The sequence below is a fragment of the Roseovarius sp. genome (assembly GCF_965228755.1).
In the GTDB taxonomy this organism is placed as follows: Bacteria; Pseudomonadota; Alphaproteobacteria; order Rhodobacterales; family Rhodobacteraceae; genus Roseovarius.
In genome coordinates this window covers 626,726-647,122 of sequence record NZ_CBDDIG010000005.1, presented here as the reverse complement: position 1 = coordinate 647,122, position 20,397 = coordinate 626,726, and the positions used below count along the sequence as shown (strand labels likewise).

At 65.3% G+C, this 20,397-nt stretch carries 17 protein-coding genes; 6 read left to right on the top strand and 11 right to left on the bottom strand.

Going from position 1 to position 20,397, the window contains the following annotated elements:
* Positions 1–54: 54 nt before the first annotated feature.
* The 4 genes from ACO07J_RS06530 to ACO07J_RS06515 all read right to left on the bottom strand — a co-directional run bounded on the left by ACO07J_RS06530 (position 55) and on the right by ACO07J_RS06515 (position 4,648).
* The gene (locus ACO07J_RS06530; RefSeq protein WP_422027426.1) at positions 55–1,359 is read right to left on the bottom strand and encodes an ABC transporter permease; all 1,305 of its coding nucleotides are present in this window, start codon (positions 1,357–1,359) and stop codon (positions 55–57) included.
* A complete protein-coding gene (locus ACO07J_RS06525; protein ID WP_422027424.1) occupies positions 1,356–2,276 on the bottom strand; it encodes an ABC transporter permease in 921 nt (306 codons plus the stop codon). The genes ACO07J_RS06530 and ACO07J_RS06525 overlap by 4 nt, the downstream gene beginning before the upstream one ends.
* 12 nt (positions 2,277–2,288) lie before the next feature.
* Entirely contained in the window at positions 2,289–3,401 is a 1,113-nt protein-coding gene (locus ACO07J_RS06520) for an ABC transporter ATP-binding protein (protein ID WP_422027422.1), read from the bottom strand.
* Between the two features lie 113 nt (positions 3,402–3,514).
* On the bottom strand, positions 3,515–4,648 hold the full coding sequence (locus ACO07J_RS06515; RefSeq protein ID WP_422027420.1) for an extracellular solute-binding protein: 1,134 nt from the start codon (positions 4,646–4,648) through the stop codon (positions 3,515–3,517).
* Between the two features lie 401 nt (positions 4,649–5,049).
* Here ACO07J_RS06515 and ACO07J_RS06510 point away from each other — a divergent pair, with 401 nt between their 5' ends.
* Together ACO07J_RS06510 and ACO07J_RS06505 are read left to right on the top strand one after the other, a co-directional pair.
* The gene (locus tag ACO07J_RS06510) at positions 5,050–5,910 is read left to right on the top strand and encodes a LysR substrate-binding domain-containing protein (RefSeq protein ID WP_422027419.1); all 861 of its coding nucleotides are present in this window, start codon (positions 5,050–5,052) and stop codon (positions 5,908–5,910) included.
* Between the two features lie 476 nt (positions 5,911–6,386).
* Positions 6,387–6,605, top strand: a complete 219-nt coding sequence (locus tag ACO07J_RS06505; protein ID WP_422027417.1) for a hypothetical protein — start codon at positions 6,387–6,389, stop codon at positions 6,603–6,605.
* A gap of 4 nt (positions 6,606–6,609) precedes the next feature.
* Here the strand turns inward: ACO07J_RS06505 and ACO07J_RS06500 are convergent, their stop codons facing one another.
* Complete coding sequence (locus tag ACO07J_RS06500; RefSeq protein WP_422027415.1) at positions 6,610–6,939, bottom strand: hypothetical protein; 330 nt, start codon at positions 6,937–6,939, stop codon at positions 6,610–6,612.
* Between the two features lie 143 nt (positions 6,940–7,082).
* Entirely contained in the window at positions 7,083–9,569 is a 2,487-nt protein-coding gene (locus ACO07J_RS06495) for an adenosylcobalamin-dependent ribonucleoside-diphosphate reductase (RefSeq protein WP_422027413.1), read from the bottom strand.
* A 94-nt stretch (positions 9,570–9,663) separates the two neighbouring features.
* Between ACO07J_RS06495 and ACO07J_RS06490 the strand changes: the two genes are divergently transcribed.
* From ACO07J_RS06490 to ACO07J_RS06480, 3 genes are all read left to right on the top strand, one after another.
* Positions 9,664–10,092, top strand: coding sequence for a DUF1489 family protein (locus ACO07J_RS06490; RefSeq protein WP_422027411.1), 429 nt, complete (start codon positions 9,664–9,666; stop codon positions 10,090–10,092).
* A gap of 489 nt (positions 10,093–10,581) precedes the next feature.
* Complete coding sequence (locus tag ACO07J_RS06485; protein WP_422027409.1) at positions 10,582–11,175, top strand: outer membrane protein; 594 nt, start codon at positions 10,582–10,584, stop codon at positions 11,173–11,175.
* 297 nt (positions 11,176–11,472) lie between these two features.
* Complete coding sequence (locus ACO07J_RS06480; protein WP_422027407.1) at positions 11,473–12,060, top strand: outer membrane protein; 588 nt, start codon at positions 11,473–11,475, stop codon at positions 12,058–12,060.
* Positions 12,061–12,166: 106 nt separating this feature from the next.
* On the opposite strand, the gene hisG is transcribed toward ACO07J_RS06480, so the two are convergent.
* From hisG to hisS, 3 genes are read right to left on the bottom strand one after another with little or no spacing between them, the layout of a single operon-like run.
* Complete coding sequence (gene hisG / locus ACO07J_RS06475) at positions 12,167–12,862, bottom strand: ATP phosphoribosyltransferase (RefSeq protein ID WP_422027405.1); 696 nt, start codon at positions 12,860–12,862, stop codon at positions 12,167–12,169.
* A complete protein-coding gene (locus ACO07J_RS06470; RefSeq protein WP_422027403.1) occupies positions 12,859–13,944 on the bottom strand; it encodes an ATP phosphoribosyltransferase regulatory subunit in 1,086 nt (361 codons plus the stop codon). Before ACO07J_RS06470 ends, hisG begins: the two co-directional genes overlap by 4 nt.
* Positions 13,941–15,539: a histidine--tRNA ligase gene (gene hisS / locus ACO07J_RS06465; RefSeq protein ID WP_422027401.1), complete on the bottom strand. Its 1,599-nt coding sequence runs from the start codon at positions 15,537–15,539 to the stop codon at positions 13,941–13,943. The genes ACO07J_RS06470 and hisS overlap by 4 nt, the downstream gene beginning before the upstream one ends.
* Before the next feature lie 112 nt (positions 15,540–15,651).
* Between hisS and ACO07J_RS06460 the strand changes: the two genes are divergently transcribed.
* Entirely contained in the window at positions 15,652–15,846 is a 195-nt protein-coding gene (locus ACO07J_RS06460) for a SlyX family protein (protein ID WP_422027399.1), read from the top strand.
* A 12-nt stretch (positions 15,847–15,858) separates the two neighbouring features.
* On the opposite strand, the gene ACO07J_RS06455 is transcribed toward ACO07J_RS06460, so the two are convergent.
* Both ACO07J_RS06455 and dnaE read right to left on the bottom strand, forming a co-directional pair.
* Positions 15,859–16,632, bottom strand: coding sequence for a hypothetical protein (locus ACO07J_RS06455; protein WP_422027397.1), 774 nt, complete (start codon positions 16,630–16,632; stop codon positions 15,859–15,861).
* 112 nt (positions 16,633–16,744) lie between these two features.
* Positions 16,745–20,239 carry a DNA polymerase III subunit alpha gene (gene dnaE / locus ACO07J_RS06450; RefSeq protein WP_422027396.1) on the bottom strand — a complete coding sequence of 1,165 codons (3,495 nt, stop codon included), beginning with the start codon at positions 20,237–20,239 and terminating at the stop codon, positions 16,745–16,747.
* Positions 20,240–20,397 lie beyond the last annotated feature (158 nt).

The following is a 20,397-nucleotide window of genomic DNA, read 5'->3' as shown; positions in this document are numbered from 1 at the left end:
GGGGATGCCCGGCGGCCCGACTGCCTGTGACAGCCGGGCCCGCGATCCTGCGCCCTATTCGCTTTGAAGATTGCCCGGGTTGAACACGTTGCCGAAGCCGGAGCTGTCATCCTCTTCGGCTGGCGCGGCCCCCTCGTCCTCTTCCCCGCCTTGCAGGTTGCCCGGATTGAAGACGTTGCCAAAGCCCGAGTCGCTGCCGCTTTCCGGAGCCGCCTCTTCCTGGGAATCCGTGCCCGGCGACAACTCGTCGGGGTCGAACACGCCGTCGAAATTGCGCTGGCGTTCCTCTTCCCGCTGGCGCCGCTCCTCTTCGCGCTGTTCGCGCAGCTCCTGGATGCGTTGCTCGGCCTCGAGGCGCTTTTCTTCGGTCACGCGGGCGATACAGGCGTCGGGGCTGTAGGCGGTGGCCGTGCCCACCACGGTGATCGCGCCAATGCAGAAGATGACAAGGACAATGGCCGCCGGGTTGCCCGACAGGAACCGGGGCAGCCTCACGCCGCCGCCCGTCACCTCGCCCACCGATCGGTTCTGACGCGCCGCAAAGGCCAGTTGCCGCCGCCGGATGATCGACTCGTTCAGCAACGCGAAGAACACGGTCAGCACGACGATGATGAAGGCCAGCGCCGAGATCGACGGGTTGATGCCGTAGCGCACCTTCTGCGCCAGTTCGATCGTCAGGGTCGGATACTGGCCGAAGGTGAAGGTCGTCGTATTGTAGTTCTCGAAACTTGCGAGAAACGCCAGCACCGCGGCCGAGGCTATGGCCGGGCGCATGAAGGGCAAGAGCACCTTGCGGAACGCCTGTGCATGCGTCGCGCCGAGATCGAGCGCCGCCTCGGTCTGGCCGGTATCGTAACGCTGCAGGCGGGCCACCAGAACCAGCATGCAATAACTGGCGATGAAGGTGGACTGGCCGATCACGGTCAGGAAGATGCCGTTCGACAGGAAGCTGTCGGGGCCGAGGCCGAGGAAACGGTTGATCCGGTCCCAGAAGACCAGCGTGGAGATGCCGATAACCACGCCGGGGATCAGGATCGGCGCGATGACGATCGTGTAATACGTGGCGCGCAGCTTCGGCCAGACCTGGGTCAGCATCAGCGCGCCAGCCAGCCCCATCGCCACCGACAGGATCACCGTACCCGCGCCGATGATGAACGAGTTCTTGATGCCGTTGAGGATGCGTTCATCCCTGAAAAGCTCGCCGAACCAGTCGAAGGTCAGGCATTCCCACGGCGTCGCCCGCGGAAAGATCGAGGAGTTGAACGCCGTGACCGACATGATCACCAGCGGCCCCAGCAGGTAGGCAAAGAAGATCGCCAGGTAGATCCAGACGCTCACACGAAGGGCGGACAGGTTCATTTGCCGATATCCCCCATGTTCACCTTGAACAGGCGCATGATCGCCAGAACAAGCAGGATACAGGTCACCAGCAGGACGATGGCGTAGGCCGCGCCCTGCGGCCAGTCATTGTTGTCGTTGAACTGCTGATAAATCAGTTGCGTGAACCACAGGCTCGACGGTCCGCCAAGGATCTGCGGCGCGGCCAGCGCGCCGGCACTCAGCATGAAGACCATGGTACAGCCCGAGCTGATGCCGGGCTTGGCGTAGGGAATGACGACCCGCCGGTGAATCTTGGTCCAGCTTGCCCCCATGTCGCGGGCCGCCTCGATCTGGTTGCGGTCAAGGCTTTCGATCACGTTGTAGATCGGGAAGATCATCAGCAGGATGTAGGCATAGCCCAGCCCCGCATAGAGCGCGATATCGTTGCGGATGAAGTCGAAGGGCGCGTCGAATATGCCCAGCCCCATCAGCACCGAGTTGATCACGCCGCTCTCGCCGAAGATGATCCGCAGGGCGAAGGCGCGCAGGATCTCGTTGATCCAGTAGGGGATGATCAGCATCAGCGCGAAGATGCGGATATGGTTGCCCTTCGACTGCCCGAGGTAATAGGCGATCGGGTAGCACAGGATCAGGTTGAAGATCGTCACGAAGATCGCGGCGATGATCGTGCGGTAGAATACCTTCAGGTCGACCGCGTTGTAGCTCTGGCTGCCGCCTTCCGGGCCGAAGATCAGGTACTGGTAGTTTTCCAGCGTATAGGTGTCGCTCGGCCCGCCATATGCTGGCGGCGGCAGGTTGTGCCGGAACGAGAAGTCGAGCATGGAAAGCTGCGGCAGGATGATCAGGCCGATCGTCCAGAACAGCACCAGCCCCAGCATGACGAGGCCGACGCCCAGGCCGTTGCGGTTGAAGAACTCCTTCAGGAAACGGGGCATTCCAACGTCCCCCTATTCCGTCGCCAGCTCGCCGTGGGGCACGATGACCGCGTTCCTCACGTCGTATTCCAGTGTCATCGGCGCGCCAACATGGCTCTGGAAGGACTGGCCGACATTGGGCAGCGAGACCTTCAGTTCCTTGCCGCCCTCGCCTTCCATGAAAATGTTGTAGGCGTTGCCCTCGAACTCTTCGTTGGTGACCTTGGCAGTGACGAAATGGTTGCCCTTGGCGCCCGTCTGGGCAATGGCGAAGGCCTCGGGGCGAATGAACATCATCGCCTTGTCACCCGCCTTCATCTTGCCGCGGTTTGCCGTCGATATGGTCGCCAGAAGGTCGCCCGACCGGTTGGTGGACATCACCGCCTCGTCGCCCTTCACCTCCTTGATGGTGCCGCGGAACACGTTGTTCTCGCCCACGAAGGAGGCGGCAAAGGCGGTGGCCGGATCGTTGTAGATGGCCCGGCCCGTGCCGATCTGGTCGATTACGCCGGCCCTCATCACCGCGATCTTGTCGGACATGGTCAGCGCCTCGCCCTGGTCGTGGGTGATGTAGATGAAGGTGATGCCGACACGTTGCTGGATTTCACGCAGTTCGGTGCGCATGTGCTGGCGCAGCTTGAGGTCGAGCGCCGAAAGCGGCTCGTCGAGAAGCAGCACGTCCGGCTCGGCACAGAGCGCGCGGGCGATGGCCACCCGCTGACGCTGGCCGCCGGACAGTTCCGAAGGCAGCTTGTCGCCCTGTCCCTTCAGCGCGATCATGTCGAGCAACTCGTCCGCCCGCTTGCGTCGCTCGGCCGTGCTGGCCCCCTTGATTTCAAGCGAGAAGGTGATGTTCTCCCACACCTTCATCAGCGGGAACAGCGCGAGGTTCTGGAAGATCAGCGCGGTCGGCCGCTTGTTGGGGCCGATCCCCTTCATGTCCTTGCCGCCGATCAGAACCCGGCCATCCGACGGCTCGAGGAACCCCGACACAGCCCGCAGGATCGTCGTTTTTCCACAGCCCGACGGCCCGAGGAACGAAAAGAAATTGCCACCGTCAATGGCCACGTTCGCGTCGCGCACCGCGACGAAATCGCCGAACCTGATCCACAGGTTCTCAAGATCGACACCGACCCCTGCACTCATCCGCTGTCCCCCTTTGCCGTGCGCGTTTCGCCCCATCCCCGGACGCCGCGCACTTGTCTGTCATGCTAATTACCCCGGCCCCGTGACGGGGCCGGGGTTCGGCAAGGCGCGGGTCAGGCGCTCTTGAACTTGTTGACGAACTCGGTGCGCACCTCGGCGTACCAGGGCGCCTCGGCCGGCCACGGGTTGAGGTTGGCCAGGCTTTCGCCCGGATAGGCCTCGGCAAAGTTCTTCTTGTAGGTGTCGCCCGAATACTGGTCTGCGCCCAGCACCGGCGAGTTGTAGCCGTGGCTGTCGATGGCGACGCCCGCAGGTTCCTGCTGGTAGGCGAAGTCGATGAAGGCGTAGATCTGCTCCATGTTCTGGGCACCGACCGGCACCGACATGCCGTCGACCCAGGCCATCGCGCCCTCGACCGGGGCCTGGTAGTGCACCGGCTCGCCCGCGGATTTCAGCGCCAGCGGCGGGCCGTCCCAGGTCTGGCCGACCACGACGCCTTCGTTCAGCAGGCCGTTCTTCTGGGTGTCGGCATCGTTCCAGATCAGCTTGATGCGGTTCTTGCGCTCGATGGTCCAGTCGGCGATCTGGGTCCAGACCTTCCGCATGGTTTCCTCGTCGTTATAGGCCGACCACACCGAACCCGGCTCCATCTGGCCCGAGGCTTCCATGTAGAGGCCCGCGCCCAGCATCATCGAATGCGCCCGGCCCATGGTCTTGCCCGCGTTCTCTTCCGACCAGACGTCGCCGTAGCTCGGCGCATCGCCGCTCGGCAGCCACAGGTCGGTGCGATAGGCGATGCCCTCGGTGCCCCAGATATGCGGCAGCCAGTGTACGCCTTCGCCGCCGAAGTTCCAGGCGTCGGTGCCGATCTTGGCCATCGCCGGGTTCACCGCGTCGATGTTGACCTTGTTCATGTCGAAGGGCTGCAACAGTTCCAGCGGCTCCCACTGAAGCGAACGGTTGTTGGTGGGGCTGACGATGTCGAAGCCCTGGCCCTTGGTGGCCTTCATCTTGTTGATGATTTCCTCGTTCGAGCCGATGCCGGTGTAATTCACCTTGATGCCCGTTTCGCCCTCGAAATCGGAGATGAACTTCTCGGGCAGGTAGTCGGACCACATCAGGATGTTGATCTCGCCCGACGAGGCCAGCGCGCTCTTCGAATAAAGCGGTGCGGCCAGCGCCGCGGCGCCCAGCGTAGTGGCTCCGCGCAAGACCGACCGGCGCGTGAGGTTGGATTTGGTTGTCATGTGTCTTCTCCCTTCAGGACTTTGACCCGATGAACCTCGGTTCTTATTGTAACGCTTTTATGGTGCGGAGTGTCGCCGCCATTCCCCGTAACGCGAAGTGACAGTTCACAGAATACATAAGTCCAGATGAGCCGATTCTGCGCAAGGTTTTCCAGCCTTCGGTACAAAATATGGGCAGAAAAGGGTGAACTGGACTGATTGCGGAAGGCGTGGGAAAAGGCGGTCGGCACCCTCTGCCGAATGGTCCGGTTGCCGGGGGGCGGGCCGTCGATACAGGCGATGGCCGGGAATGCGGCCGGCCTTGAATACGGCCACCCTTCTGCCGACGTCGCTCCTGCTTGCCGGACGGCCCGGTATATGTAAATTTGGCGATCGGAACAAACCTATAGGCCGAATTTATAATGCGCCATACCCAGATAAAGGCCTTCCACCACGTGGCACTGCTCGGCGGGTTTTCCCGCGCCGCCGAGGCGCTCTGCCTGACCCAGCCCGCCGTCTCGGAACAGGTGCGCAAGCTCGAGCAGGATCATGATACGCTGCTGTTTCACCGCGACCGGCGGCAGGTGCGCTTGACCGAGGCCGGCGAGGCCCTGTTCCGCCTGACGCGGCCGTATTTCGAGGCCGAGGAGCAGATATCCGAGCACCTGTCGCAATCCGGTGCCGCCGTGGCGGGCGAGCTGCGCGTCATCGCCGATGCAGCGCATCACGTGACCGGCCTGCTGCGCGAGGTCCGCGCAAAATATCCGCAGATCACGATCTCGCTGCGCGGCGGCAACACCGAAGCCATCCTCGAAGACCTGCGCGCCTACAAGGCCGAAATCGGGGTGGTGGGAGATATCGCCCCCGGTCCGGACTTCGAATCGATATCGTTGGGCGGGGCCGAGATCGTTGCCTTCGCGCGGTCCGACATGCTGCCGCCCGGCATCACGTCCCGGCCCCTGAGTGACTTGCTGCAACTGCCGCTGGTGATGCGTGAATCCGGCTCCAAGACCCGCCTCAAGGTCGAAGAGGAGGCCGCGCGGCAGGGCCTGCGCCTGACCCCCGCCATCGTCGCCGAGGGGCGCGAAGCGGTTCGTGAACTGGTGGCGACGGGCGCCGGGCTGGGGTTCGTCTCGCAGGCCGAACTCGGCGCCGATGACCGGGTGACGGTGGTGTCGATCGAAGGGGCCAGCCTGCACATGGACGAGACGCTCGTCTGCCTGTCCCAGCGCCGGGATCTGCGCCTGATCCGCACGGTCATGGATCTCGCGAAACGCCGATAGCCTGCGGTGCCTTTACAGGCGAGGCCGGGGCAGAAATACACGCATAACGATAATTTGCGGCAGATTTCGGTAAACCGCATCACGCAATGACCTTCGCCCTGCCCTATTCCTGCTCCCATTTCGGGTCAGATTGGGCATCGGCCATGACGAGTGCTTTTTGTTTGGAGGGTTCCCGCGCGCGGGCTTCGATCATGAGGGAAAACTCATCAGCGTAAACCGGAACGCCGCTCTGTCGGCCGCGCGGGATGCGCGAAGCAGGTGACTTTATGGTGATGCAGCCCATGGCTGCGCGTGGTTCGGGGCGGCAGCCGTGCAGGCAATGCACGGTCTCCGCCCCGAATGTATTCTCGCCCGTTCATCCTGCCCGTGACGCGCGCCCGAGCGCCTTTCAATCACCGCCCGAGACTTGCGCGCCCCCGCCCGACGTGAGACAGTCGGACATACACCGACATGCAGAATGGTCCCGGAGCACGAAGATGACCCCAACCCGCCGGAAGCGTCGCGTTCAGATCGTATGCGCCGCGCTTTTGCATATTCCGATCGTGGCCATCGCGGCCTATGCGCTGGCAAACGGGTTCGAGGCGCATGTCGGGATCCTGACGGTTGGCCTGTGTGCGACGGTCGCCGCCACGCTGCTGATCGTGCCCTATATCGGGCGCATCATGGACGGCCGGACGGTGCCCGCCGCGGGCTGAGCCGTCAGAGGAACAGGTAGAGTATCCAGAGCAGCAGGGCCGCCTTTGCCACGGCCAGGGTGACGACCAGCCCCCGGTTTTCCGTCGCGCTCAGGGCGTTCCACAGCCGCACCGAGAGGGGGCGGGCTTCCTCTCCGAACAGGGCGTGTTCGATATTGCCCAGAACGCGCGGCGGCGGGGCCACCCCGGCCATGTCCTCGGCCTCGTAGAAGCTGGTGAAGCGCTCTGTCCAGAAGCGGTAGGCGTCCCGCAGTTCGGCATCACCTTCCAAATCCCGGCGCACCCGTTCGCATTCGGCCTTCTCGAGTAGGCCGAGGGCAAGTTCGCCTGCCAATGCGATCTTTTCGGTATTCAAGGGCGAGCCCCTTCTGAAACGCCACCGGGCCTGCAACACAGGCAGGCCCTAGGGTGAACCATTCCGCCGGTTTACGCAATGTACCGCATGTTCCGATGCCGCCGACGTGAACGGCTATGCCTTCATCCGCATTTCGAATGGCCGCAATTGACGCAGGTCATGCAGCCTTCGACCATCCGCATGTCGTACTGCCCGCAGGCCGGGCAGGCGGGGCCGCGTTTGCCCGGCAGGTTGACGACCTCGGCCGTGGGGTCGGCCTTGAGGCCCAGCCCCTCGCCCTCGAGAAAACCGATCTGGATCATGTGGCGTTCCAGCACGCCGCCGATGGCGGCGAGGATCGAGGGGATGTACTTGCCGTTCATCCAGGCCCCGCCGCGCGGGTCGAAGACGGCTTTCAGTTCCTCGACCACGAAGGACACGTCGCCGCCGCGCCGGAACACCGCCGAGATCATCCGGGTGAGCGCCACGGTCCAGGCGAAATGCTCCATGTTCTTGGAGTTGATGAACACCTCGAACGGGCGGCGGTGGCCGTTCAGGACCACGTCGTTCACGGTGACATAGATCGCGTGGTTGCTGTCGGGCCATTTCAACTTGTAGGTCGCGCCGTCGAGCTCCGCCGGGCGGTCGAGCGGCTCGGACATGTAGACCACGTCGCCATGGGGCTGAAGCGGTTCGGCATCAGAAGATGCCAAGACTTCAGGCGCTTGATCACCGAGGATTGTCGCCGCAGTGACATCCAAAGCCTGTGCAATCTTGGCAACGTTGTCGACCGAGGGCGATTTCTCGTTCTTCACGAGCTGCTGCACGTAGTTTGGTCCGAGGCCCGCCTTCACGGACAGCGCCCGCAGGCTCAGTCCGTTCTTCTTGGCCAATTCGACAATCCTGTTCCCGACGTCACCCGTCGTTGAACTTTTCTCGCTGACGCTCAGGACCGAGCCGGTCACGTCGTTCGGGCGGTAGGTGGTGCAGCCCTTGCAGCCGGTCTCGTAGGCCTGCATGTAGACGTTCTTGAACGCTTCGAAGCCGATATCCTCGGGCACGTTGATGGTCTTGGAAATCGAGGAATCCACCCATTTCTGGGCCGCGGCCTGCATGCGCACGTGATCCTCGGGGGCGAGCATCTGGGCGTTGACGAAATGGTCGGGCAGGTCGGCATCGCCGAACTTCTCGCGCCACATCTGCACGGCGTAATCCTCGACCTCCTCCTCGGTGCGGGAGCCGTCCTTCTGCAGCACCTTGCGGGTGTAGGAATAGGCGAAGACCGGCTCGATCCCCGACGAGACGTTGCCGGCGTAAAGGCTGATCGTGCCGGTGGGGGCGACGGAGGTCAGCAGCGCGTTGCGGATGCCGTGCTCGGCCACGGCGGCGCGCACGTCCTCGTCCATCGCCTGCATTGTGCCGCTGGCGAGGAAGGCGTCGGCGTCGAAGAGGGGGAAGGCGCCCTTCTCTTTCGCAAGTTCCACCGAGGCGAGATAGGCGGCGCGGGCGATGCGGTGCATCCAGCGTTCGGTCTGTTCCGCGGCCTCCTCGGAGCCGTAGCGCAGGCCTTTCATCAGCAGCGCGTCGGCGAGGCCGGTGACGCCCAGGCCGATGCGGCGCTTGGCCTGGGCTTCCTGCCGCTGCTGTTCCAGCGGGAAGTTCGAGACGTCGACCACGTCATCCATCATGCGGATGGCGGTGGCGACGAGGGTGTCGAGTTCTGCCTCATCGACATGTGCCGTGTTTTCAAAGGGTTCGCGTACAAGCCGGGCCAGGTTGATCGAGCCCAGCAGGCAGGCACCGTAGGGCGGCAGGGGCTGTTCGCCACAGGGGTTGGTGGCCGAGATCGTCTCGCAATAGGCGAGGTTGTTGGCCTGGTTGATGCGGTCGATGAAGATCACGCCCGGTTCGGCGAAGTCATAGGTGGCCTGCATGATCCGGTTCCACAGGTCGCGGGCCTGGATGGTGTGATAGACCTTGCCGCCGAACGTCAGCTCCCACGGGCCGTCGGCCTTGACCGCTTCCATGAAGGCATCGGTTACCAGCACCGAGAGGTTGAACATGCGCAGGCGCGAGGCGTCGGCCTTGGCGGAGACGAAATCCTCGATATCGGGGTGGTCGCAGCGCATGGTGGCCATCATCGCGCCGCGGCGGGAGCCGGCGGACATGATGGTGCGGCACATGGCGTCCCAGACATCCATGAAGGACAAAGGCCCGCTGGCATCGGCGGCGACGCCCTTCACCTCGGCGCCGCGGGGGCGGATGGTGGAGAAGTCGTAGCCGATCCCGCCGCCCTGCTGCATGGTGAGCGCGGCCTCGCGCAGGGCGTTGAAGATGCCGTCGAGGTTGTCGGGGATGGTGCCCATGACGAAGCAGTTGAAGAGCGTCACCTGCCGCGCGGTGCCGGCGCCGGCGGTGATGCGGCCGGCGGGGAGGAAGCGGAAATCCTCGAGCGCGTGGAAGAACGGGTCTTCCCACGCCTCCGGCTCGGCCTCGTTCTGGGCCAGGGCGCGGGCGACGCGGCGCCAGGTATCCTCGACCGTGCGGTCGCGCACGGTGCCGTCGCCGTCCTTGAGGCGGTATTTCATGTCCCAGATGGACTCGGCGATGGGGGCGGCGAAACGGGTCATGCGCGGCGCTTCCTGATTTGTGGAGACATCCACAATACCTTGAAGCCCACCGGATTTCCACTACCGTATATGGCCCAAAGGACGATTCTTTTCCATGGCCGCATTACACCTCATAAAACTCAGCGTCGGCTCGAAAAACGTCGAGAGCATGGCGGACTGGCAGGCCCTGCGCCGGGCCCAGACCGAGGACGGTCTGCCTAGGCATGTCACGCGGATGTGGCCGCGGCGGGCGGATGAGGTGCTCGACGGCGGGTCGCTTTACTGGGTGATCCAGGGGCTGGTGCAGTGCCGGCAGAGGATTGTCCGGTTCGACGAGGTGATCGGGCAGGACGGGATCCGGCGCTGTGCCATCGTGCTGGACCCCGAGATCGTGCGGACCACCAGCGCCCGGAAACGGCCGTTCCAGGGCTGGCGGTACCTGCAGCCAAGCGATGCGCCGCCCGATCTGCCGGCCTCGCGGCAGGAGGACGATGCCCTGCCCGCCGACCTGTCGGCGGCCCTGGCCGATATCGGGGTTTTGTGACGAAAAACGGGGATTCCTGGAAATGGCGGGCGAATCGGGGTTAACGCCCTGATTCCGCAGAAAAACCCCATGTCGGTATAACGTCGGTATTTCGTCGGTGCGAAAATCGGTGCCGGGCCCGGGTTAAGCCGGCGCGCGGCGGTGTTGCGCGAGGCAGGCGCCCCCGGAAGGCAGGCCCCGCCCCAGACCGCCCCCGAATCCGTCCGAGGGCAGTGCCCGGGACAGGCCGGGATTGACGCAGGGTCATCGGCGTAAATCAGCCTAAGACTTTGAAATAACGGCCGGTTTCTGCTGTTTTGCCGCCCCGCGCCTCACGGCCGGATCACGAATGCTTAAATATCCCGGTCCCCCCCTTGTCACGTGGCGAGAGGCGTATATGTGCGCCCGACACCCAAAAGATCGGGCCAAGGTCCGGCGGGGTGTCCGGTGCCGCGCAGCGGACCGGAAGAGCAGAAAAGACAATGGTCGTCAGGACAAAGGAGACCAGACATGAAGAGAACGCTTACCGTGCTTGCGGCAACCTCCGCCCTTATCGCCGGCCCGGCGCTGGCCGGCAGCATGACCCCGGCACCGCAGGAAGAGCCGGTGATGGCGCCCGTGGCAGCACCGCCCGCCCCCGCCGGCCCGGACTGGACCGGTTTCTACGCCGGTGGTCAGCTTGGCTATGGCAACGTCGAGACCAACGTCCCCGGCGTTGACGGCGACGACGTGATCGGCGGTCTGACCTTCGGTTACGACTACGATCTCGGCAACTGGGTCGTGGGTGCCGGCATGGACTACGATTTCGCCGACATCACGCTCGCGCCCGGCAACAGCCTCGAGCGGGTCTACCGCGTCAAGGCGCGCGGCGGCTACAAGGTGGGCGACGGTCTCATCTACGGTACCGGCGGCTATGCCAATGCCGACGTGAGCGGCATCGGTGACGACGACGGCTATTTCGTGGGCGCAGGCTATGAGCACATGATCAGCCAGAACGTGTCGCTCGGCGGCGAAGTGCTGTACCACGAGTTCGACAACTTCCAGTCGACCGGCACGGATGTCGAAGCGACGACGGTTCAACTCAGAGGCACGTTCCGCTTCTGATTTGGCGACGGTCCGGGCTGCCCCAAGCCCGGGCCGTTCATTTTTCAACTCCCTAAATTCATTTTTCGGCAACTTTCTGCCCAAAACCTCTTGCCAAAGCCCCAAATCCGGCTTCAAAGTCTCATCACAGCAACACTCACGAAACGATAATCGTTTCCCGGCCTTATGCCGTTGAGTACGCGCGGCTTTCGCATAGATACTGTTTCTCAGCACCCGACAATTCGGGCAAATTGTGAATATTCAAAAAAGGTTCGTGGACCCACCCACCCCCGAACCGACAACGTGAGGACAAACAAAATGAAGCATGCGCTCTCCCTGCTCGTGGCCTCCACTCTGACCGTTGCAGGCCCCGCGCTGGCCGGCAGCCTGGCAGATCCGGTGGTCGATGCACCGGTCATGGTCCCGGCCCCGGCAAAACCGGCCATCCCCAACTGGACCGGCTTCTACCTCGGTAGCGAAATCGGCTACCTCAGCATGGACACCAACTTTCCCGGTGTCGACGGCGACGACCCGATCGCCGGTTTCACCGCCGGTTACGACTATGACTTCGGCAGCTTCGTGCTGGGTACGGCCGTCGACTATGACTGGACCAGCCTGAACCTGACCCCGGCCGTGCAGGCCGAGAACATCCTGCGCGTCAAGGTGCGTGGCGGTGTCAAGATGGGCCGTGGCCTGGCTTATGCCACCGGTGGTTACACCAACCTCGACACCAACATCGTTGGCGATGTCGACGGCTACTTCATCGGCGGCGGTTACGACTACATGGTCGGCGATCACCTGACCATCGGCGGCGAGCTGCTGTACCACGACTACGACAACTTCACCGGCACGCCGGTTGGCGCGGAAGCCACCACGCTGGCGGTTCGGACCGTGTTCAAGTTCTGATCATCGGCTGACCGAGATTGGAAAGGCCCGGATGAGCGATCATCCGGGCCTTTTGCTTTTCTGACGGCGTGGTGCTTGAGGGCGGGCCCTGCCCGCCCTGCCCGCTTCAATCGACGCCCAGCCTGGCGATCAGCTGTTTCAGGGTCTGGCGGTCCTCCGGGCCCATGTCGACGCCGCGGGCGCGAAAGAGCGTGGCCTGGCTGCGCAGGATCAGCCCGTCGTCCAGCGTCTTGAGATGATTGGCGCGCAGGGTATCACCCGAGGAGGTGATGTCGGCGATGGCCTCTGCGGTTTCGTTCTTGACGGTGCCCTCGGTCGCGCCCTGGCTGTCGACGAGCTGGTAGTCGGCGACGCCGTTCTCGCGCAGGAAGTCGCGCACGAGGCGGTGGTACTTGGTGGCGATGCGCAGGCGGAAGCCGTGTTTCGCCCGGAAGGCGGCGGCGACGGCGTCGAGATCGTCGAGCGTGCCCACATCGACCCAGACCCGCGGTACGGCGAGGACGAGGTCGGCATGGCCGAAGCCCAGCTCGGCCAGCTCCTCGACACGGTGATCCCACCGGCCCAGCTTTTCACGGACGAGGTCGGTGCCGGTGACGCCGAGGTGGATGCGGCCGGCGGCGAGTTCACGGGGGATTTCGCCCGCCGAGAGCAGGACGAGTTCGACATTGTCGATGCCGCCGACGAAGCCCGCGTATTCCCGGTCGGAGCCGGCACGGCCCAGTTCGACACCACGGGCGCCGAACCATTCGAAGGTCTTTTCCATCAGCCGGCCCTTGGACGGCACGCCAAGCTTCACGCTCATACCGCACCCCCCAGCGAGATGACGAGGCCGGGGCGGATGACGCCGCCGACCGCGGGGATTTCCGCGCCGCCGCCCAGTTGGCGGGTCAGCGCGTCGTAGCGCCCGCCGGTGGCGACGGGGGGCAGGTCGGGCCGGCGTTCGGCGTAGAAGCCGAAGACGAAGCCGTCGTAATATTCCATCTGGGTGCGGCCGTAGCTGGCCTCGAAATCGAGCGCGGTGACGTCGATGCCCGCGTCGCCCAGCGCGTCGAGGCGGCGGGCCAGCCGGTCGATCGCCGGCGCGATTGCGGGCATGTCGACGGCGATGTCGCGAAGCTGTTCGAGCGCGTTGTCGGAGGTTTCGCGCACGGCGAGGATGGCGTCGAGCAGCGCCACTTCGTTTTCCGACAGGGGCGCGGCGGCGGCATCCTCGCGCAGGGTGTCGATACGGCTTCGTATCTCGGCGGCGCTGCGCAGGCCGATCATCGGGGCGGCATGGGCCATCGGGTCGGTGGCGGCCAAAAGGGCGGCGCGGCTTTCGGGCACGCGGGCGCGGCCGACGTAGCGGTCGATGAGCGCGCGGAAGCGTTTCGGGCGCCAGATGTGACGGCGGAGCGCGGCCTTGCGGCGCTCGGGCGTGCGGAGGCCCTCGACGGCGGCCATGAGGATGCCGATATCGCCGGTGGCGGCGCGGAGGTTCAGGGGGGCCAGCACCTTGTGGAAGAGGGCGAAGACGCGGGCGTCGGCGGCCTCGGGGTTGGTGCGGTCGAAGACCTCGAACCCGGCCTGGATGTATTCGTTGGCGCGGTCGGGGTCGTGTTCCTGACGGCGGAAGACCTCGCCCGCGTAGGTGTAGCAGGCAGGATCGGCGCCGTGGGCCATGTGCATCTGCACCACCGGCACGGTGAAGTCGGGGCGCAGCATCTGTTCGCCCCTGAGCGCGTCGGAGGTGACGTAGGCGCGGGCGCGGATATCCTCGCCATAGAGGTCGAGGAGGAGGTCGGCGGGCTGGAGGATGGCGGTTTCCACCGGGTCCGCCCCCGCCGCCTCGAACAGGCCGCGCAGGCGCATCGCCTCGGCCCGGATCGCGGCGCGGTTGGTCATCCGCCCTGCCCGTCCAGGATCTCGCGGACCTTGGCGACCATCTGGTCGCGCGGCACCTCGAACTGGCTGGGGCGTTCCTTCCATTCCTCGAGCGTGGCGTTCTCGGCGATTTTCGCGCCGAGTATCAGGTCCTTGATCTGGACGATGCCCTTCTCCTTCTCGTCGCCGCCCTCGATGATGGCGACGGGGGAGTTGCGCTTGTCGGCGTATTTGAGCTGGTTGCCGAAGTTCCTGGGGTTGCCGAGATAGACCTCGGCGCGGATGCCGGCCTGGCGGAGTTCGCCGACCATGGCCTGATAGTCGGCCATGCGGTCGCGGTCCATCACGGTGACGACGACGGGGCCGGTGGCGGCGGGGCCGATGCGGCCCTTTTCGCGGAGGGCGGCGAGGAGGCGGTCGACGCCGATGGAGATGCCGGTGGCGGGGACGGCCTGGCCGGTGAAGCGCTTGACGAGGTCGTCGTAGCGCCCGCCGCCGGCGACGGAGCCGAACTGGCGCTTGCGGCCTTTCTCGTCGAGGATGTCGAATGTCAGCTCGGCCTCGAAGACGGGGCCGGTGTAGTAACCGAGGCCGCGCACGACGGAGGGGTCGATGATGATGCGGTCGGGGCCGTAGCCTTGCGCGGCGAGGAGGTCGGCGATCTGTTCAAGCTCGGCGACGCCTTGTAGTCCTTCTGAACTGCTCTCAACAATTCTTCTTAGTTCAGCAAGCGTGCCGGTAAGAACGGCTTTGCTTAGTTCTTCATTCTTAAATGGGGCATAGTTCGTAGGAGACACTTCGCTACCAATTTCTCCTTGAACTCGTTGTACGCCGTAACCGCCTACGTTGGCGAGACGCTTGCCTGACGTTAGAAATTTAACCACCGGTTCAACTTGCGCCTGGCTCAAACCTACCCCGTCGATATAGGCCCCCGACGCGTCGAGCCGCCCCTTGCCGAGCAGCTCGCGCACGCCCGTTTCGCCGACCTTGTCGAACTTGTCGATGGTGCGCATGACGGCGGCGCTGCGCTCTGCGTCGTCGGCGAGCCCCATGCTTTCCAGCACGCCGTTCAGAACCTTCCGGTTGTTCACCCGGATCAGGTAATCTCTGCGCGGAATGCCCACCTCTTCCAGCGTGTCGGCGAGCATGGCGCAGATCTCGGCGTCGGCGGCCATGCTGGCGGTGCCGACGGTGTCGGCGTCGCATTGGTAGAACTGGCGGAAGCGCCCCGGGCCGGGCTTTTCGTTGCGCCAGACCGGGCCCATCGCGAAGCGGCGGTAGGGGGTGGGCAGGTCGTTGCGGTGTTGGGCGTAGACGCGGGCGAGCGGCGCGGTGAGGTCGTAGCGCAGGGCGAGCCAGTCGCCGCGGCCATCTTCGTCGGCCTCCTGCCAGGCGAAGACCCCCTCGTTGGGGCGGTCGACATCGGGGAGGAACTTGCCCAGCGCCTCGACCGTCTCGACGGCGCTCGATTCCAGCGCGTCGAAGCCGTAGCGATGGTAGACCGCGGCGATCTTCTGCAGCATCTCTGCGCGTTCGCTCACTTCCGCGCCGAAATAGTCGCGGAACCCCTTGGGGGTTTCGGCCTTGGGGCGGGGCTGTTTCTTGGTCTTGGCCATCTTGCGGGTCCTTGCCGGTGCCATTCGCCGCGCGGTCTAGCCGAAGGGGCGTGAAGGGGCAAGCGGCAGGCGCGCGCTTGACCGGTCCGTCCGGCCCGCCTAGATGCCTTTCATGGAAAAGCTCGAAGAATACATCGCCCACCTTGCCCGCGTCGTCGACGATCTGTCCGATGTGGTGGCCCGGCAGGAAACCGAGATCGACCAGCTCAAGCGGCGGGTGGCCCTGCTGTTGCAGCGCGAGGCGGAGCGGGAGAGCCTGAGTTCCGGGGCCGAGGTGATCGGCGACGAGCGGCCGCCGCATTACTGAGGCGGCGCGCCGTCAGAGGCCGGACTTGCGGTCCTGCGCCACGAGGTCGCCGCCATGCAGCAGCAGGTTCATCCACTGGGCATTGCCGCCGAAGCGTTCGTAGACGCTGAGGAAAACCGTGTCCTTCGCCATCTGGCCGATCCGGCTGCCACAGGGTTTGCGGCGGGGCTTGTTGCAGACCCGGCGCTTGAGTTTCTCGTAGGCCTTGTCGGTGTCTGAATAGGGCTGCACCTCCGCCGGGAGGCCGTAGCGGAGCTGTTCGTGCATCTCGACCGAGCCGAAGACGGCCATCGCGGCGGTGAACTGCCGGGCGCAGCCATCGTCGAAGCCGGTGATGTAGAAGGTGTGCGGATCGGTGTGGCCCGGGGCGCTGTCGTAAAGCTGGTAGCGGGGGCGGCGTTCGGGATACTGGGCCGTGCGGGTGCCGAGCTGGCGCGTGTCGACGCCGCAGATGGTGGCGACGCGGCCGTATGGCAGGCGTGTGCCGAAGGCGATCTCGCTTTTCGAGGCGTCGGCGGCGGGCAGCGAGGCCTCGGTCACGGTGGCGCCGTCGCCGTCCAGCGAGGGCTCGCGCGCATCGGCGTCGGGTGTGGGGGCGGTGGCGTTGCCGCCGAACAGGCCCGAGAGGAACCCGCCGCGGGCGTTCTGCGTGCCGGAGGGGGCGGCCATCGACATGGTGGGTGCGCCCGCTTCCACGCTTTCCTCGGCGAGGCGCGGCACCTCGGCCATCTCGGCGCCGCAGGCGGCCGTGAGGGTGAGAACCAGACATGCCGCGGCGATACGCATCCGGGTGAGCCCCTTTCCATCCGTTGGCTGGCCGAGACCTTATCCCACGCCATACGCCGCCGTCCAGCCCGGGGGCATTGCCGCGACAATTCAGGCACTTGCCCGCGTGTCTTCAGATTTCCTCGACCATGGCGACGCCCGGCAGGGAGCGGAGCGCGCCCTTGATCTGGGGCGAGACCGGGTAGTCGCGCCCGGCGGAGATTTCCACCTCGCCCGGCAGGGCCTGGTCGAGGAGGCAGAAATAGATCGGCCCGCGCCCGCCCTTGGCGTCGGCGGATTTTTCCAGAACGGTGGCTACGGAGGGCACCGCGCCCGCATCCTCGACGAAGATGCGCAGGCCCGAGGCGCCGGCATCGGCGACGACCGTATCGGCGGGCTGGATGACGCGGGCGAGCAGCTTGAGCTGGTCCTCCTCCATCGTCGCCTCGACCGTGAGGACGACCATCGAGCCGGTCTCGAGGTGGTCGCGGGAGGCCTCCAGCGTGTCGGAGAAGACCGTGACCTCGTAGCTGCCGGTGGTGTCGGAGAGCTGGACGAATGCGAAGCGGTTGCCCCGGGCCGAGCGGCGTTCCTGACGCCCGGCGACGACGCCGGCCATCTTGACCACGGCGGCGCCGCGGCGGGCGTGTTCGGTGACTTCCTCCAGCGTCTTGACGTCCTTGCGCTTGAGGGGCGCGGCATAGTCGTCGAGCGGGTGGCCGGAGAGGTAGAAGCCCACGGCCTGGAATTCCTCGGTCAGGCGTTCGGCGGGCAGCCAATCTTCGACCGGGGAGAGGCGCGGTTCCGGCAGGTCGTCGCCCGCCTCGCCAAACAGCGAGACCTGGTTGGAGTTCTTCTGTTCGTGGATCGCGGCGGAGTAGTTCATCAGCCGTTCGACATTGTCGAAGACGCGGCGGCGGTTGCGGTCGAGCTCGTCGAAGGCGCCGGCGCGGGCGAGCATCTCCAGCGGCCGCTTGCCGATGCGCTTGAGGTCGGCGCGGCGGGCGAAGTCGAAGAGGGTGACGAAGGGTTTCTCTCCCCTGCCCTCGACGATCAGGCGCATGGCGTCGACGCCCACGTTCTTGAGCGCGCCCAGCGCGTAGTGCAGCGCGCCGTCCCTGACCATGAAGGTGGCGTTGGAACGGTTCACGCAGGGCGGCACGTAGGGCAGCGCGAGGGCGTGCTTCACCTCCTCGAAATAGGTGGCGAGCTTGTCGGTGAGGTGGATGTCGCAGTTCATGACGCCGGCCATGAACTCGACCGGGTGGTTGGCCTTGAGCCAGGCGGTCTGGTAGCTGACCACGGCGTAGGCGGCGGCGTGGGACTTGTTGAAGCCGTAGTTCGCGAACTTGTCGAGCAGGTTCCAGACCTCGAGCGCCTTGGCGTCGTCGACGCCGTTTTCCTTGGCCCCGGCGATGAACTTGGGGCGCTCGGCATCCATCGCTTCCTGGATCTTCTTGCCCATTGCGCGGCGGAGCAGGTCGGCGCCGCCGAGGGAGTAGCCGGCCATCTCCTGCGCGATCTGCATCACCTGTTCCTGGTAGACGATGATGCCCTGCGTCTCGTCGAGGATGTGGTCGACCGAGGGGTGCAGGTTGTCGCGCTTGGAGAGGCCGTTCTTGACCTCGCAGTATTTCGGGATGTTCTCCATGGGCCCGGGGCGGTAGAGGGCGACGAGGGCGACGATATCCTCGATGCAGGTGGGCTTCATCCGCTTGAGCGCGTCCATCATGCCCGAGCTTTCCACCTGGAACACGGCGACGGTCTTGGCGCGGGCGTAGAGCTCGTAGGTCTTGGGGTCGTCGAGGGGGATCTGGCCGATATCGTTCTCGGCGCCGTCGAAGGGTTCGTAGATGGTGCTGCCGTCGGCGGCGATGTGCAGGTCGCGGCCCGAGGCGTGGATCTGCTCGATGGCGTTCTGGACGACGGTGAGGGTCTTGAGGCCGAGGAAGTCGAATTTCACGAGGCCCGCCTGTTCGACCCATTTCATGTTGAACTGGGTCGCGGGCATGTCGGAGCGGGGGTCCTGGTAGAGGGGGACCAGCTCGTCCAGCGGGCGGTCGCCGATCACGACGCCGGCGGCGTGGGTGGAGGCGTTGCGCAAGAGGCCCTCGACCTGCATGCCGTATTTCAGGAGGCGGTCGACCACTTCCTCGGAGCGGGCCTCCTCGCGGAGGCGGTCTTCCTGTTGCAGGGCCTTCTCGATGGAGACGGGTTTCACGCCCTCGACGGGGATCATCTTGGAGAGGCGGTCGACCTGGCCGTAGGGCATTTGCAGGACGCGGCCGATGTCGCGGACGGCGGCCTTGGAGAGCAGCGCGCCGAAGGTGATGATCTGGCCCACCTTGTCGCGGCCGTACTTGCGCTGGACGTATTGGATCACCTCCTCGCGGCGGTCCATGCAGAAGTCGATGTCGAAGTCGGGCATGGAGACCCGCTCGGGGTTGAGGAAGCGTTCGAAGAGCAGCGAGTAGCGCAGCGGGTCGAGGTCGGTGATGGTGAGGGCGTAGGCCACGAGGGAGCCGGCGCCCGAGCCGCGGCCGGGGCCGACGGGGATGTCCTGTTCCTTGGCCCACTTGATGAAGTCCGCCACGATCAGGAAGTAGCCGGGGAAGCCCATGCCCTCGATGATGCCGAGCTCGAATTCGAGGCGCTTTTGGTACTCCTCGACCGGGGCGGCGTGGGGGATGACGGCGAGGCGGGCCTCGAGCCCTTCCTTGGCCTGACGGCGCAGCTCGTCGACCTCGTCATCGGCGAAACGGGGCAGGATCGGGTCGCGCCGGTAGGCGCCGAAGGCGCAGCGCTTGGCGATCTCGACGGTGTTCTCGATGGCTTCGGGCAGGTCGGCGAAGAGCGTCGCCATTTCCTGCGGGGATTTGAAATAGTGCTGGGCGGTCAGGCGGCGGCGGGGTTGCGACTGGTCGACATAGGCACCCTCGGCGACGCAAATCATGGCGTCGTGGGCCTCGTACATCTTTTCCTGCGGGAAATAGACGTCGTTGGTGGCGACGAGCGGGATTTCCATGGCGTAGGCCATCTCGACGAAGCCCTGCTCGGTCAGGCGTTCGTTCTCGGGCGCGCCGGTCTCGCCGGGGTGGCGTTGCAGTTCGACATAGAGGCGGTCGGCGAAGGCTTTGTGCAGGTCGCGCATGAGCATCTCCGCCGCCGGGCGCTGGCCCGCCTGCAGGAGCCGGCCGACCGGGCCGTCGGGGCCGCCGGAGAGGCAGATGACGGCCTCGGAATGGCGCTGCAACTCCTCCATCGTCACGTGCGGCAGCTGGCCGTCGCCGCGCAGGTAGAGGCAGGAGTTGAGCTTCATCAGGTTCTCGTAGCCGCGCTCGGACTGTGCCAGCAGGACCACGGGCGCCGGGGGCCTGGGCCGCTCGCCCGGCGCGGGGGTGACGTATTGCAGGTCGACCTGGCAGCCCATGATGGGCTGGATGCCCGCGCCCTGTGCCGTGACGGAGAATTCCAGCGCCGCGAACATGTTGTTGGTGTCGGTCACCGCCACCGCCGGCATGTCGGCCGCCTCGCACAGCCCCGGCAGCTTCTTCAGCCGCACGGCGCCTTCGAGGAGGGAGTATTCGGTATGGACGCGGAGGTGGATGAATCGGGGGGCGCTGCTCATGGGGCGAGCTTACGGCAGGCGACGGGGCGGTGGAAATAGCCGATTGCCGCATGACCCGGCGGCAGTTTCGGAATACCGGACGCCCTTCGGAAACCGGCGGTGACGCCCCGAGAATGGGCGAAACCATTGCCATATCCGGTCAGAAAGACTTCCTACGA